The following is a 13,776-nucleotide window of genomic DNA, read 5'->3' on the forward strand; positions in this document are numbered from 1 at the left end:
GAAAACGGGGCGGAAACAGCCTCCCCCTGATACCGCGTTTAACCGGGGGCCCTTACATTTTCAGGCGTGAGCGAGCAGATTCCCGCCGGGTGGTACCCGGACCCGCAGGACACCACGAGCGCCCCGAGGCCGCAGCGGTGGTGGGACGGGCGCGGCTGGACGGCGTCCACCCGGCCCGCGCCGGGCGACGCGCCCCCGCCGGCCGGTGCCCCGGCCTCCGCCCCCGCCGACGCGACGGCCGACGCCCCGACGGTGCTGTCGGAGCCGGTCGCCGAGCCGGCGCCGACCGTACTGACCGGGGAGGTGCTGGAGCAGGGGGCCGCCTACCGCTACCCGGAGCCGCCGGCGTACACCCCGCTGCCGAAGCCGAAGACCGGGCCGAGCCGGCCGGTGCTGATCGCCGCCGCCGTCGCGGCGGTGGCGGGCCTGCTCGTCGGATCGGGCGTCACCTACCTGGCGATGGACGGCCGTTCGGACCGCCGGGCCTCGGAGCGGGTGCGCTCCGACCACCGCCCGGCGGGTGACGGCGTCGAGCGCGAGCAGGGCGCCCCGGACGCGCCCGGCTCCTCCGCCTCGCCGAAGAGCCCGGACGGCCGCACCCCCGACGGCACGGCCCCCGACGGCCGGGGCGGCCGGGGTGCCGGCCTGGCCGTGGACGTGGTCAACAAGCTCAGCCTCGCGGTCCCGTCCGGCTGGCAGGCCGGCACCACCAAGGACGGCTTCGCCGCCATGTCGGTGGGCTCCTACGCCTGCGCCAGCGGCGAGGGTGAGTGCTCGCTGGGCGGGGCCAACACCGGCCGGATCGACGGCACCGACGCCAAGAAGGCCGCCGAGCAGGACATCGACGCGGCTGCCCAGCAGGCGTACGGGAAGATCAAGTCGCACGAGCAGCTCAAGTCCGAGCCGATCGCGGTGGACGGGCGGGACGGCTGGCTGGTCCGCTGGAAGGTGGACTCCCCGGAGGGCAACGACGGCTACGTGCAGACCGTGGTCTTCCCGACCGCCGACGGCAAGGGCCTCTCCACCCTGCACCTGGGCTTCGACATCGCCGACAAGGCACCCACGCTGAGCCAGATGGACAAGATCGTGGAGTCGGTCAAGGCCTTCAACGGCAAGATCGGCGAGGGCGACGCGGGCGCCGGCACCGGCACCTGACGGCCCCTCACCCGGGACGGCCCCGCCCTGACGGCGGGGCCGTCCCGGTGTGTGCCGGGGCCCGTCGTCCGGCCGGTCAGCCCTTGATGACGCCGATGTTGTGGGCCTGGATCACCTTGCCGTGGAAGGTCCCGCCGCTGATCACGTTCTCCGTGCCGTGGTGCACCCGCACCTGCACCTCACCGCCGTGCTCGGCCAGTACGGCGCGCAGCTCGTCGGCGAAGCCCGGGTGCTCCGCCACCGCGCGGCGCAGCCACTCGGTCAGCGAGGCCGCGTCACCGTACTGCTCGTACTCCTCGCGGACGGTCTCCAGCTCGGCCGTCACCACCTCCTCGCGGTCCCGGCCGAAGAAGCCCGCCACCCGGTCCCGGACCGTCTGCCAGGCGGAGGTGGTCATCGCACCCGCCAACGAGGTGGCCACTGCCGTGATCAGTTCGGCTTCCATCTGCCCTGCCCCCTGTGCTCGGTGATGTCCCGTCAGCCTAGGACAGGGCACGGAGGACTGTCAGAGGAACGTCCGCCCCTCGCCCCGGTAGGTCGGCACGGTGGCCACCACCCGGTCACCCTCGATGAGCTGCAACTCCGCGAAGCGCTCGCAGAGTTCGCCCGCCTTGGCGTGCCGGAACCACACCTTGTCGCCGATCCGCAGGTCGTCCGCCGCCGCACCGAGCAGCGGGGTCTGCACCTCGCCCGCACCCTCCTGCGGGTCGTACCGCAGCCCGGCCGGCAGGTACGGCACGGGGGAGCGGTCGGCACCCGCCGCACCCGAGGCCGGGTACCCGCCGCCGAGCACCGTGACCACCCCGAGCCCGGGCCGCCGGACCACCGGCTGGGCGTACAGCGCGGCCGGACGCCCTTGGAACGAACGGTAGTTGTCGAACAGCCGGGGCACGTACAGCCCCGATCCGGCGGCCACCTCGGTGACCGCCCGCTCGGCCACCGTGGACTCCACGCTGCCGGTGCCGCCGCCGTTCACGAACTCCAGCTCGGCCACCTCGCGCAGCCGCCGCACCACGGCCGCCCGCCGCACGGCCAGCTCCCGGCGGGCCTTGGCCTGCATCGCCTGGATCACCTTGGACCGCACCGGCCGGCCCGCCAGCGAGTCACCCACCCCCGCCACGTGCCCCTCGTACGCCATCAGCCCGACCACCCGGAAGCCCGGGCGGCGCTGCACCAGCTCGGCGAACGCGCCCAGCGCCTCCGGGGTGCGCAGCGGCGCCCGGCGGGCGCCGATCCGGACCTTGCCGCCCAGCAGCTGCAGCGAGGTGTCCAGCTCCAGGCAGACCCGGACCTGCTCGGTGCCCTCCCGGGCCGCGTCGATCAGGTCCAGCTGCGCCGGATCGTCCACCAGCACGGTGACCTCGGCGGCCAGCTTCGGATCGGCCGTCAGCTCGGCGTACCCGGCCCGGTCGGCCGAGGGGTAGGCCAGCAGCACGTCCCGGAATCCCTCCCGGGCCAGCCAGAGCGACTCGGCCAGGGTGAAGCTCATCACCCCGGCGAAGCCCTCCACCGCCAACGCCCGCTCCAGCAGCGCCCGGCAGCGCACCGACTTGCTCGCCACCCGCACCGGCTTGCCGTTCGCCCGGCGCACCAGGTCGGCCGCGTTGGCGTCGAAGGCCGCCAGGTCCACCACCGCCAGCGGCGCGTCCAGGTGCGCGGTGGCCCGGTCGTACCGGGCCCGGTCGGCGGCGAGGCCCGGGGCCGAGAGCTTGGTCATGGGCGCAGACTGCCACAGCTCCGTACTCATGGGTAGGGGGTTGTCGGTGCGTCAACTCCTCGCTCAGCCCCCGGTCAGCGCGGTCGCGGCGGCCTTCGCCAGCCCCTCGACCGTGGCGATCCCGGCCTGTTCGTCGGCCGAGCCCTCGGTCAGCACGGCGATCAGCAGCCGCCGGCCGTCGTGGGTCACCTCGCCGATGCTGTTCACCGCCCAGAGACCGGTGGCGCTGCGCGGCAGCCAGCCGTTCTTCAGGGTGTACGCGCCGTCCTGGTCGGCGGCCGAGACGCCCCAGTCCTGATCCGCCGCTACCTGCCCCATCAGGGACCCGAGGTACTGCTGCGAGGCGCTGCCCAGCGGCGAGTCCGCGCCGAACACCACCTGGAGGAGCCTCAGCTGGTCGCCGGTGGTGGTCGAGGTCAGCCCCCAGTACCCGTCCGTCCCGGCGGTGGTGGCGGTCAGCCCGAAGGCGGCGTTCGCCTCGTCCAGCCCGGCTGCCCCGCCGATCGCGGCCCACAGGGTGTCGGCGGCGTCGTTGTCGCTCTGCTCGATCATCAGCGCGGCGGTGGCCCGCTCGGAGGCACTCAACTCGCGCCCGGCGCGCTGCCGTTGCCAGAGCAGGGTGGCCAGGATGTCGGCCTTGACGATGCTGGCGGTGACGAACGAGCCGCCTCCGTAGGCGGCGCTCGCCCCACTCGCGGTGTCCAGGACGGCGACCGACACCTCGCCCTGCGCGGGCACCTGCCCGGCGGCCGAGGCCAGCGCGGCGGTGAGGTCCGCCCCGGCCACCCCGGCGGACGAGCCCGATGCCGACGCCGACGCCGATGCCGATGTCGTGCCCGACGGCTCGGACGGCTCGGACGGCTCGGACGGCTCCGGTGAGGCGTCGGGCGTGGCCGGTGCCGTGGACGACGCCGCCGTCCGGACGTTCGCCACCGGAGCCGCCCGGCCGCCGCCGTCGGCCTGGGCGACGTACACCCCGCCCGCCGTCAGTGCCAGTACCGGCAGCAGCAGCGCACCCCCGAACCGACTCCTCCGCATCCCTGTCATGCCGCCGACCCTCCGCCCCGCCGATGGGCGCGCCCTGAGCGGGGCATGAGCACCGGCTGAGAAGTGCGGGGCCCGGTTGGCATACGCTCACCGGGTGGAGCAGAAGAACATCCCGAACCCCGGATTCGCCGACGACGACGGCACCGCCGACCCGCGCCTGAGCGCGGCGCTGGCCGCCTGGGAGGAGAGCGGGGCCGGAGAGCCGGAGCTGCTGGCCGCTCTGACGGGCAGTCGGCTGATGGTCCCGATCGTCGCCCTGCTGGGGGAGGTGGAGATCGACGCGCACGGCCACAAGCACGAGAAGACCAGCGACATGGCGGTCCCCGTGATCGAGGCCCCGGACGGCCGGCGCGCACTGCCCGCCTTCACCTCGCTGGCGTCGATGGCCGCCTGGCGGGCCGACGCCCGGCCGGCTCCGGTGGCCGCCCCGCAGGCCGCGATGGTGGCCTACTCCGAGCGGGCCGACACCCTGCTGGTCGATCCGGCCGGTCCGGTCACCTTCGCGCTGTCGGGTGCCCGGCTGCGCGCCGTCGCCGAGAACCGCCCGTACCTGCGGCCCGCCGAGGACCCGGCGGTCCGGGCCGCGGTGCAGGCCCTGATCGACGCCGAGCCCGCCGTCCTCCGGGCCGAGCTGCGCCCCGGCACCGAGACCGACGCGGTGCTCGCGCTCTCGCTGGCCGAGGGCACCGCCGTCCAGGAGCTGGCCCAGCGGCTGGCCGCCGCACTGGCCGCCGACGACACCCTCCGGGTCCGGCTGGACCGCGGCCTGGACCTGGCCCTGCTGGGCTGAGGCCGGGGAGCGACCCCTCGCGGTCACCCCGGGGTGCGGGCCAGGCCGGTCTCCCGCCACCGGTGGCGTGGCGGTCGGCGCCGGCCGTCGGCCCGCTCGCCCCGGGCCGCCGGCGGCCTGCGGCCCGGCCCCCGCCCACACGGCGGACCACCGTCGGCCCGGGCCCCCTCGGCGCGCCCGTCGTTCCGGCCGGCGCCCCGCGGTCGGCGCGGCCACCGGGACCGGAGGCCGGTCGGCACCCGCTCGGAACGGAGAAGGGTCCGGAGCCGTACCCGGCTCCGGACCCTTCCTGGCGGTCGGTCAGCTGTAGACCGGGCCGGTGAACTTCTCGCCCGGGCCGGAGCCCGGGGCGTCCGGCACCAGCGAGGCCTCGCGGAAGGCCAGCTGGAGCGAGCGCAGGCCGTCCCGGAGCGGGGCGGCGTGGAAGTTGGAGATCTCCGGGGCGCCGGCCGTGACCAGCCCGGCCAGGGCGGTGATCAGCTTGCGGGCCTCGTCCAGGTCCTTGTCCTTCTCGCCGCCCTCGGCCAGACCGCACTTGACCGCGGCGGCGCTCATCAGGTGCACCGCGACGGTGGTGATCACCTCAACGGCCGGGACCTCGGCGATGTCACGGGTGAGGTCGTCGAAGCCGATCTCGGCGTCCTGCGGGGTGGTGTCGTCGCTCACGGCTGCTCACTTCTTCGGTGGAGGGCGTACGAGAAGGAGCGTACCGAGCACGCACCGCCCGCCCGCCCCGGGAGGCGGAATACCGCGGCCCCGGGAAATGCTGGTAGTCTTCGAGACTGACCGGCCAGGAGGTCCCACGGACCGCCCGGCCAGCAAGTGGAGGCTCCACTCACAGGAGGCCCGAGAGGGCAACCGCGAAAGTCTCCCACCTGATCGGCCTAGCGGTCGACGGGTCCGGTCCGCGACACCTGAGCTGCCAGGCTTCAGCGAGTCGCCCGCAGCGCCCTCCGGGGTGCCGCCCCGGTCGTGTGGAGCCCCGCTTGTATACCGAGCGGGGCTTTTTTCGTGCCGCGGTGCGTACGCCAGTGGGCAGCGCAGCACGAATGAAGCCCCGCCCAGTGGTCGAGTCCACTACGTGCGACCGCCGTCCGACGGCCGCATCGCAGAAGGTGCAACCGAGGAGGCCCCATCAGCACCGAGCCCCGCATCAACGACCGGATTCGCGTCCCCGAGGTGCGACTCGTCGGTCCCAGCGGCGAGCAGGTCGGCATCGTGCCGCTTGCCAAGGCGCTGGAGCTCGCGCAGGAGTACGACCTCGACCTGGTCGAGGTCGCGGCGACCGCCCGGCCGCCGGTGTGCAAGCTCATGGACTACGGCAAGTTCAAGTACGAGTCGGCCATGAAGGCCCGTGAGGCGCGCAAGAACCAGGCGCACACGGTCATCAAGGAGATGAAGCTCCGGCCGAAGATCGACCCGCACGACTATGACACCAAGAAGGGTCACGTCGTTCGGTTCCTCAAGCAGGGCGACAAGGTCAAGATCACGATCATGTTCCGTGGTCGCGAGCAGTCCCGCCCCGAGCTGGGCTTCCGTCTGCTCCAGCGGCTCGCCTCGGACGTCGAGGACCTCGGCTTCGTCGAGTCGTCGGCCAAGCAGGACGGCCGGAACATGATCATGGTTCTCGGCCCGCACAAGAAGAAGACCGAGGCGATGGCCGAGGCCCGCGCGCTGGCCGACGCCCGCAAGGCCGAGCGTCAGGGCCGCACCGTCGGCTCCGACGCCGCCGCGGATGACGACGACGCCGCACTCGAGGCGGAGAACGCCGCCCTCGAGGCCGAGGCGGACGACGCCGACGACGCCGAGGTGGAGGCCGACGAGGCCGCCGCCGAGGCGCCCGCCGAGGTCGAGCAGCCGGCCGCGACCGCCCAGGACGCCTGAGCGGTCCGGTCACCCAGGTAGTGGGGCGTCCCGCCCCACTCACCAGATCCATCCGGCCCCGCCCGCGTGGCAGCACGCGGGCGGGAGTCCGGACCGACGAGGAAGAGACGGCGATATGCCGAAGCAAAAGACGCACAGCGGCGCCAGCAAGCGCTTCAAGATCAGCGGCTCCGGGAAGGTGCTGCGCGAGCGTGCCGGCCGTCGCCACCTGCTGGAGCACAAGCCCTCGACGCTGACCCGCAAGCTGGCCGGCACCGTCGTGGTCGCCCCCGCCGACGCGAAGAAGATCAAGAAGCTTCTCGGCAAGTGATCGCCCGCCCGCGGCAGCAGCCGCGGGAGTCCGGCTGATCCTTCCGTCCCCATCGTTAACGGACCGCGTGAAGTAGTCCGTGGTCCAACCCAAGGAGTAATGAAGTGGCACGCGTCAAGCGGGCAGTGAACGCCCACAAGAAGCGCCGGGTCATCCTCGAGCGGGCCAGCGGTTACCGCGGCCAGCGGTCGCGCCTGTACCGCAAGGCCAAGGAGCAGGTCACCCACTCGCTCGTTTACAACTACAACGACCGCAAGAAGCGCAAGGGTGACTTCCGCCAGCTCTGGATCCAGCGCATCAACGCTGCGGCCCGTGCCAACGGCATCACCTACAACCGCTTCGTGCAGGGCCTGAAGATCGCGAGCGTCGAGATCGACCGCAAGATGCTGGCCGAGCTCGCCGTGAACGACCCGGGTGCCTTCGCCGCGCTCGTCGAGGTTGCCCAGAAGGCGCTGCCCGAGGACGTCAACGCCCCGCGCGTCGCCGCCTGAGGCCGATCCCCTGAGGATCCTTCAGCCGTGTAGCTGATCCACCCAGACCCGCAGGTTCGCCTGCGGGTCTGTGTGCTTCCGGGCCCCGACCGGGTTCCTGACACCGTGTCACAGAGACGAGACCATGCAGAGCACCGAGACCCCCCTGCTCACCTCCCTGCGCTCGCCGCGGGTGATCGCCGCCCGCAAGCTCGCCCGGCGCAACCAGCGGAGCAAGGAGCGGCGCTTCCTGGCCGAGGGCCCGCAGGCGGTCCGCGAGGCGGTCGCGTACGGTCGCCCGGCCGGCTCGGACCAGCACGTGGTGGTCGAGGTGTACGTCACCCAGGAGGCGGGGGAGCGGCACGCCGAGATCGTGGCCGCCGCCGAGCAGGCCGGCCTGCCGGTGCTGACCGCCACCGACGAGGTGATCGCGGAGATCTGTGACACCGTCACCCCGCAGGGCATCGTGGCGCTCTGCCGCTTCCTGGACACCCCCTTCGAGGAGGTGCTCAAGGCCCGCCCGCAGCTGGTCGCCGTGCTGGCGCACGTGCGCGACCCCGGGAACGCGGGCACCGTGCTGCGCACCGCCGACGCGGCCGGGGCGGACGCGGTGATCCTCACCGACGCCTCGGTGGACCCGTACAACCCGAAGGCCGTCCGGGCCTCGGTGGGCAGCCTGTTCCACCTGCCGTTCGCGGTCGGGGTGCCGGTGGAGGAGGCGGTGGCGCGGCTGCGCGAGGCCGGGGTGCGGGTGTTGGCGGCCGACGGGGCCGGGGACCGTGACCTGGACCAGGAGCTGGACGAGGGCACCCTGGGGGCCCCCGGCGCGTGGGTGTTCGGGAACGAGGCCTGGGGCCTGCCGGAGGAGACCCGCGCACTCGCCGACGAGGTGGTGCGCGTGCCCATCCACGGACACGCCGAGAGCCTCAACCTCGCCACGGCCGCCGCCGTGTGCCTGTACGCCTCCGCGCGCGCCCAGCGGTCCCCGGGCGGGTGTCGCGCGAAGGGGTAGGGGCGCTAGGGTCGGACGGTGGGGGAACGGACACGGTGGGTGAGATCCTCGGCCGGAGGATCTGGGCGGGAGGGCAACCCATGGCCGGTGACGGCGCCGAGCTCGACCTGGACGACCTGCCGGACGGGGTGGTGGTCGCCGACGCCTCCGGCGTGGTCGTGCGGTTCAACCGGGCCGCCGAGCGGCTGACCGGCATCCGGCCGGAGGCCGCGCTCGGCCGGCGGCTGGAGCTGGCGCTCCCGCTGGAGGACCTGGACGGCCGCCGCTGGTGGCAGCTCACCGACCCGTACGGCGGTCTGACGATCCGTACGGGGCAGCCCGAGCGCTACCTGCTGCTGCCCGGCAGCCGCGAGCTGCTGGTCTCCGCCCGCTACGTGCGCGAGCACCGGGGCGGCCCGGTCCGCCGGGTGGTGGTGGCGCTGCGCGGCACCGAGGCCCGGCGGCGCACCGAGCGCAGCCACGCCGAGCTGATCGCCACCGTGGCGCACGAGCTGCGCTCGCCGCTGACCAGCGTCAAGGGCTTCACCCGCACCCTGCTGGCGAAGTGGGAGCGCTTCACCGACGGCCAGAAGCGGGTGATGCTGGAGACCGTCGACGCCGACGCGGACCGGGTCACCCGGCTGATCGCCGAGCTGCTGGACATCTCCCGGATCGACGCCGGCCGGCTGGAGCTCGGCAAGCAGGTGGTGGACCTCCCGGCGGCGGTGCGCCGGCACGTGGAGGGCAAGGTGGCGGCCGGCATCCCGGCGGACCGCTTCGACATCCGGATCGAGGAGCCGCTCACCCAGCTCTGGGCCGACCCGGACAAGCTGGACCAGGTGCTGGCCAACCTGCTGGAAAATGCCGTGCGCCACGGCGAGGGGACTGTCACGATCGAGGTGGCGCCCGCCAAGGAACTGGTGGAGAGCGCCGGACGCGAACGGGTCCTTGAAGGGACGGCGGTGACGGTGAGCGACGAGGGCAGTGGCATCCCCGAGGAGTCGATGCCGCGCGTCTTCACCCGCTTCTGGCGCGGCTCCAAGCGCGGCGGCACCGGCCTCGGCCTCTACATCGTCAAGGGCATCGTCGAGGCCCACGGCGGCACCATCCGGATCAGCCGCGCCCCGTCCGGCGGCGCCCGCTTCCGATTTATCCTGCCCGCCGGAGTGCCCGACTTCATGCTGTAGGAGGTCCGGGCCCGGCGGGCGGTTCGCAGGCTGCGACTACACTCGACCATTGCGTTGTGTGACGCCCTGCGCGGCTGTGCCGCGGACACCCTTCCTGAGCGATGCGGGAGCGGCTGCCCGTGCCCCGGCCACGCAGTGCGTAATGCAATGGGCGAGGCACCCCTTCACGAGCAGGAGCACGGGAAAGATAGCGATGTCGGCACCCAACAAGGACTACGACCCGGTCGAGGTCGAGGCACTCAAGCCCGAAGCGGTCGAGCAGGCCCGGGACGAAGCCCTCGCGGCCTTCGCCGCGGCGGCCTCGCTGGACGAGCTCAAGCAGGCGAAGGTGGCCCACACCGGCGACCGCTCGCCGCTCTCGCTCGCCAACCGCGAGATCGGCGCCCTTCCCCCGCAGGCCAAGGCCGCGGCGGGCAAGCTGATCGGCCAGGCCCGCGGCGCGGTGAACCAGGCGCTGGCGAAGCGTCAGGTCGAGCTGGAGGCGGAGCGGGACGCCCGCGTGCTGGTCGAGGAGGCGGTGGACGTCACGCTGCCGTTCGACCGCACCCCGCGCGGCGCCCGCCACCCGCTCACCACGCTGGCCGAGCGGATCGAGGACACCTTCGTGGCCATGGGCTACGAGGTGGCCTCCGGCCCCGAGGTGGAGGCGGAGTGGCTCAACTTCGACGCCCTCAACCTGCACCAGGACCACCCGGCCCGCTCGATGCAGGACACCTTCTTCGTGCAGGCCCCGGACGGCTCCGCCGACTCCGGCGTGGTGCTGCGCACCCAGACCTCGCCGGTGCAGATCCGCACCATGCTGGACCGCGAGCCGCCGCTGTACGCGGTGAGCCCGGGCCGGGTCTACCGGACCGACGAGCTGGACGCCACCCACACCCCGGTGTTCCGCCAGGTCGAGGCCATCGCGGTGGACGAGGGCATCACCTTCGCCGACCTCAAGGGCACCATCGAGCAGCTGGTCGAGAAGCTGATCGGCGGCGGCCTGGAGCTGCGCTGGCGCCCCTCGTACTTCCCGTTCACCGAGCCGAGCGCGGAGATCGACCTCCAGTGCTTCGTCTGCCGCGGTGAGAGCGTCGGGAACCCGGACCGCCCCTGCCGGACCTGCTCCTCCGAGGGCTGGATCGAGCTCGGCGGCTGCGGCGTGGTCAACCCGCGCGTGCTGGTCGCCTGCGGCGTGGACCCGCAGCGCTACAGCGGATTCGCCTTCGGCCTCGGCCTGGAGCGGATCCTGATGAACCGTCACAACGTCGCCGACATGCGCGACATGGTCGAGGGCGACGTCCGCTTCACCCTCCCGTTCGGAATGGAGATCTGATGCGCGTCCCGCTTTCCTGGCTGCGCGAGTACGTCGACCTTCCGGCCGGTGAGACCGGCCGCGACGTGGCCGCCCGCCTGGTCCGGGCCGGTCTGGAGGTCGAGACCGTCGAGCAGCTCGGCGGTGACCTCAAGGGCCCGCTGGTGGTCGGCCAGGTGCTCTCGATCGAGGAGCTGACCGGCTTCAAGAAGCCGATCCGGCACTGCTACGTCAACGTCGGCGACGCCAACGGCACCGGCGAGCCGCAGGAGATCGTCTGCGGCGCCCGCAACTTCGCGGTCGGCGACAAGGTGGTCGTGGTGCTCCCGGGCGCCGTGCTGCCCGGCCCGTTCCCGATCGCCGCCCGGCAGACCTACGGCCACACCTCGGCCGGCATGATCTGCTCGGCCCGCGAGCTCGGCATGGGCGACGACCACGACGGCATCATCGTGCTGCCGCCGGAGTACGAGCCCGGCACCGACGCGATCGAGCTGCTCCAGCTGGTCGACGAGGTGCTGGACATCGCCGTCACCCCGGACCGCGGCTACTGCCTCTCGATGCGCGGCGTGGCCCGGGAGGCCGCCGCCGCGTACGGGCTGCCGCTGGCCGACCCGGCGCTGCTCGACGTGCCGCCGGCCAACTCCTACGGCTACCTGGTCAAGGTCGCCGACCCGGCCGGCTGCGACCGCTTCGTGGCCCGCACGGTGACCGGCGTGGACCCGTCCGCGCAGTCCCCGATCTGGCTCCAGCGCCGGCTGCAGAAGTCGGGCATCCGCCCGATCTCGCTGACCGTCGACATCACCAACTACGTGATGCTCGAGGTCGGCCAGCCGCTGCACGCCTACGACCGCGACCGGGTGGACGGCCCGATCCAGGTCCGCCGCGCGGTCGAGGGCGAGACCCTCACCACGCTGGACGGCAGCGAGCGCAAGCTCTCCGCCGAGGACCTGCTGATCTGCGACAACTCCGGCCCGATCGGGCTGGCCGGTGTCATGGGCGGCGCCTCCACCGAGATCCTCGACCCGGTCACCGACCCGGAGACCGGCATCACCACCGGCTCCACCGAGATCGTCATCGAGGCCGCGCACTTCGACCCGGTGACCATCGCCCGCACCGCGAAGCGCCACAAGCTGCCCTCCGAGGCCAGCAAGCGCTTCGAGCGCGGCGTGGACCCGGAGGCCGCCCGGGCCGCCGCCCAGCGCGCGGTCGACCTGCTGGTGCTGATCGCCGGCGGCACCGCCGAGGCCGGTGTCACCGACATCGCCGCCCCGCACCCGGTGCGCACCATCGCCATCGACGCCGACCTGCCGGACCGCGTCGCGGGCACCCAGTACGGCCGGGAGACCGTCACCCGGCGGCTCCAGGAGATCGGTGCCACCGTGGTCGGCGCCGACGTGCTGGAGGTCACCCCGCCGAGCTGGCGCCCCGACCTGACCGACCCGTACGACCTCGCCGAGGAGGTCATCCGGCTGGAGGGCTACGACAACGTCCCCGCCCGGCTGCCCTCGGTGCCCCCGGGCAAGGGTCTGACCGAGGCCCAGCGCTTCCACCGCCGCACCGGCGTGGCGCTGGCCGGGGCCGGCTACGTCGAGGTCAACAACTACCCGTTCCTCGGCGACGCGGCCTTCGACGCGCTCGGCCTGGACGCGGGCGACTCCCGCCGACGGACCGTCAAGCTGGTCAACCCGCTGAACGACGAGGAGCCGGCGCTGCGCACCACGCTGCTGCCGGGCCTGCTCGGCGCGCTGCGGCGCAACGTCGGCCGGGGCAACACCGACCTGGCGATCTTCGAGCAGGGCACCGTCTTCCTGCCGAAGGCCGAGCTCAAGGTCGCCCCGCGCCTGCCGGTCGACCGCCGGCCGAGCGCCGAGCAGCTGGCCGAGCTGGACGCCGCCCTGCCCGACCAGCCGCGCCGGGTCGCCGTCGCGCTGGCCGGCGAGCGGCTGCCGTCCGGCTGGTGGGGCAAGGGCGCCGGAGCCTCCTGGGCGGACGCCGTCGAGGCGGCCCGCACGGTCGCCCGGGCGGCCGGCGTGGAGCTGACGGTCCGCCAGGCGCAGTACGCGCCCTGGCACCCGGGCCGCTGCGCCGAGCTCTCGGTGGACGGCCGGGTGGTCGGCCACGCCGGGGAGCTGCACCCGCGCGTCATCAAGGCGCTGCACCTGCCGGAGCGCACCAGCGCGATGGAGATCGACCTGGACCTGCTGGGTGCGGAGAACGCCGACCGGGTCTCCGGCCCGCCGGTCTCCTCCTACCCCGTGGCCACCCAGGACGTCGCCCTGATCGTGGACGCCGCCGTCCCGGCCGCCGAGGTCGAGGCAGCGCTGCGGGACGGGGCCGGCGAGCTGCTGGAGGCCATCCGGCTGTTCGACGTCTTCACCGGTGAGCAGGCGGGCGAGGGCAAGAAGTCCCTGGCCTACTCGCTCCGCTTCCGGGCGGCCGACCGCACCCTGACGGCCGACGAGGCCAGTGCGGCCCGCGGCGCGGCCGTCGAGGCCGCCACCGCTCGCACCGGCGCGGTCCTGCGCGGCGCCTGACCCCGCACCACCCCGGAGGGCCCGGCCTTCGCCACCAACGGCGAGGGACCGGGCCCTCCGGCGTTCCGGGGGAGTCCTGCGGGGCCATGTGGGGCCGTGGGGCGCGAGGAACTGCGCGGGGTGGGGGTGTTGGCGCGGTTGCCGGGTGCGGGCCTTCACTTGCAGGTGGCTGTCCGTTTCCGGCGGGCGGGTGGTCGTCTTCCGTTTCGCGCAGTTCCCCGCGCCCCTGATGGCCCTTCGGGCCGCCTCGGTGCCAATGGGCAGATGGGGGCCACGGGGGCGCGAGGAACTGCGCGGGGCGGGAGGTATCGGTCTGATGGCCGGGGGCGGAGGGTCACTTGCAGGTGGGGGTCCGTACCCGGCACGCGGGTGGTCGTCTTCCGTTTCGCGCAGTTCC

13 protein-coding genes are annotated in these 13,776 nt (G+C 73.7%); 9 read left to right on the forward strand and 4 right to left on the reverse strand.

Features of this window, described 5'->3' with window-relative positions; all coding sequences use genetic code 11:
- Positions 1-66 precede the first annotated feature (66 nt).
- Positions 67-1,155: a DUF2510 domain-containing protein gene (locus tag ACIRBX_RS17145; RefSeq protein WP_402297471.1), complete on the forward strand. Its 1,089-nt coding sequence runs from the start codon at positions 67-69 to the stop codon at positions 1,153-1,155.
- 76 nt (positions 1,156-1,231) lie between these two features.
- Here ACIRBX_RS17145 and ACIRBX_RS17150 read toward each other — a convergent pair whose 3' ends face one another.
- From ACIRBX_RS17150 to ACIRBX_RS17160, 3 genes are all read right to left on the reverse strand, one after another.
- On the reverse strand, positions 1,232-1,600 hold the full coding sequence (locus ACIRBX_RS17150) for a hypothetical protein (protein ID WP_402297472.1): 369 nt from the start codon (positions 1,598-1,600) through the stop codon (positions 1,232-1,234).
- 60 nt (positions 1,601-1,660) lie between these two features.
- Complete coding sequence (locus tag ACIRBX_RS17155; RefSeq protein ID WP_402297474.1) at positions 1,661-2,872, reverse strand: amino acid deaminase/aldolase; 1,212 nt, start codon at positions 2,870-2,872, stop codon at positions 1,661-1,663.
- Between the two features lie 63 nt (positions 2,873-2,935).
- Positions 2,936-3,919, reverse strand: a complete 984-nt coding sequence (locus ACIRBX_RS17160) for a serine hydrolase (RefSeq protein WP_402297476.1) — start codon at positions 3,917-3,919, stop codon at positions 2,936-2,938.
- Positions 3,920-4,013: 94 nt separating this feature from the next.
- Between ACIRBX_RS17160 and ACIRBX_RS17165 the strand changes: the two genes are divergently transcribed.
- Positions 4,014-4,709: an SseB family protein gene (locus ACIRBX_RS17165; RefSeq protein ID WP_402297478.1), complete on the forward strand. Its 696-nt coding sequence runs from the start codon at positions 4,014-4,016 to the stop codon at positions 4,707-4,709.
- 300 nt (positions 4,710-5,009) lie between these two features.
- Here ACIRBX_RS17165 and ACIRBX_RS17170 read toward each other — a convergent pair whose 3' ends face one another.
- Entirely contained in the window at positions 5,010-5,375 is a 366-nt protein-coding gene (locus ACIRBX_RS17170) for a DUF1844 domain-containing protein (protein ID WP_402297480.1), read from the reverse strand.
- Between the two features lie 468 nt (positions 5,376-5,843).
- Here ACIRBX_RS17170 and infC point away from each other — a divergent pair, with 468 nt between their 5' ends.
- The 7 genes from infC to pheT all read left to right on the forward strand — a co-directional run bounded on the left by infC (position 5,844) and on the right by pheT (position 13,379).
- The gene (infC, locus tag ACIRBX_RS17175; RefSeq protein WP_402297644.1) at positions 5,844-6,593 is read left to right on the forward strand and encodes a translation initiation factor IF-3; all 750 of its coding nucleotides are present in this window, start codon (positions 5,844-5,846) and stop codon (positions 6,591-6,593) included.
- Positions 6,594-6,708: 115 nt separating this feature from the next.
- Positions 6,709-6,903, forward strand: a complete 195-nt coding sequence (rpmI, locus tag ACIRBX_RS17180; protein WP_329486877.1) for a 50S ribosomal protein L35 — start codon at positions 6,709-6,711, stop codon at positions 6,901-6,903.
- A gap of 104 nt (positions 6,904-7,007) precedes the next feature.
- Positions 7,008-7,394, forward strand: a complete 387-nt coding sequence (rplT, locus tag ACIRBX_RS17185) for a 50S ribosomal protein L20 (protein WP_402297484.1) — start codon at positions 7,008-7,010, stop codon at positions 7,392-7,394.
- A gap of 124 nt (positions 7,395-7,518) precedes the next feature.
- Positions 7,519-8,385, forward strand: coding sequence for a TrmH family RNA methyltransferase (locus tag ACIRBX_RS17190; protein ID WP_402297486.1), 867 nt, complete (start codon positions 7,519-7,521; stop codon positions 8,383-8,385).
- 80 nt (positions 8,386-8,465) lie between these two features.
- A complete protein-coding gene (locus ACIRBX_RS17195; protein WP_402297487.1) occupies positions 8,466-9,551 on the forward strand; it encodes an ATP-binding protein in 1,086 nt (361 codons plus the stop codon).
- A 193-nt stretch (positions 9,552-9,744) separates the two neighbouring features.
- The gene (gene pheS, locus ACIRBX_RS17200; protein WP_402297489.1) at positions 9,745-10,866 is read left to right on the forward strand and encodes a phenylalanine--tRNA ligase subunit alpha; all 1,122 of its coding nucleotides are present in this window, start codon (positions 9,745-9,747) and stop codon (positions 10,864-10,866) included.
- Entirely contained in the window at positions 10,866-13,379 is a 2,514-nt protein-coding gene (pheT, locus tag ACIRBX_RS17205; protein ID WP_402297491.1) for a phenylalanine--tRNA ligase subunit beta, read from the forward strand. Before pheS ends, pheT begins: the two co-directional genes overlap by 1 nt.
- Positions 13,380-13,776 lie beyond the last annotated feature (397 nt).

The sequence above is a fragment of the Kitasatospora sp. NPDC096147 genome (genome assembly GCF_044763225.1).
Lineage (GTDB): Bacteria > Actinomycetota > Actinomycetes > Streptomycetales > Streptomycetaceae > Kitasatospora.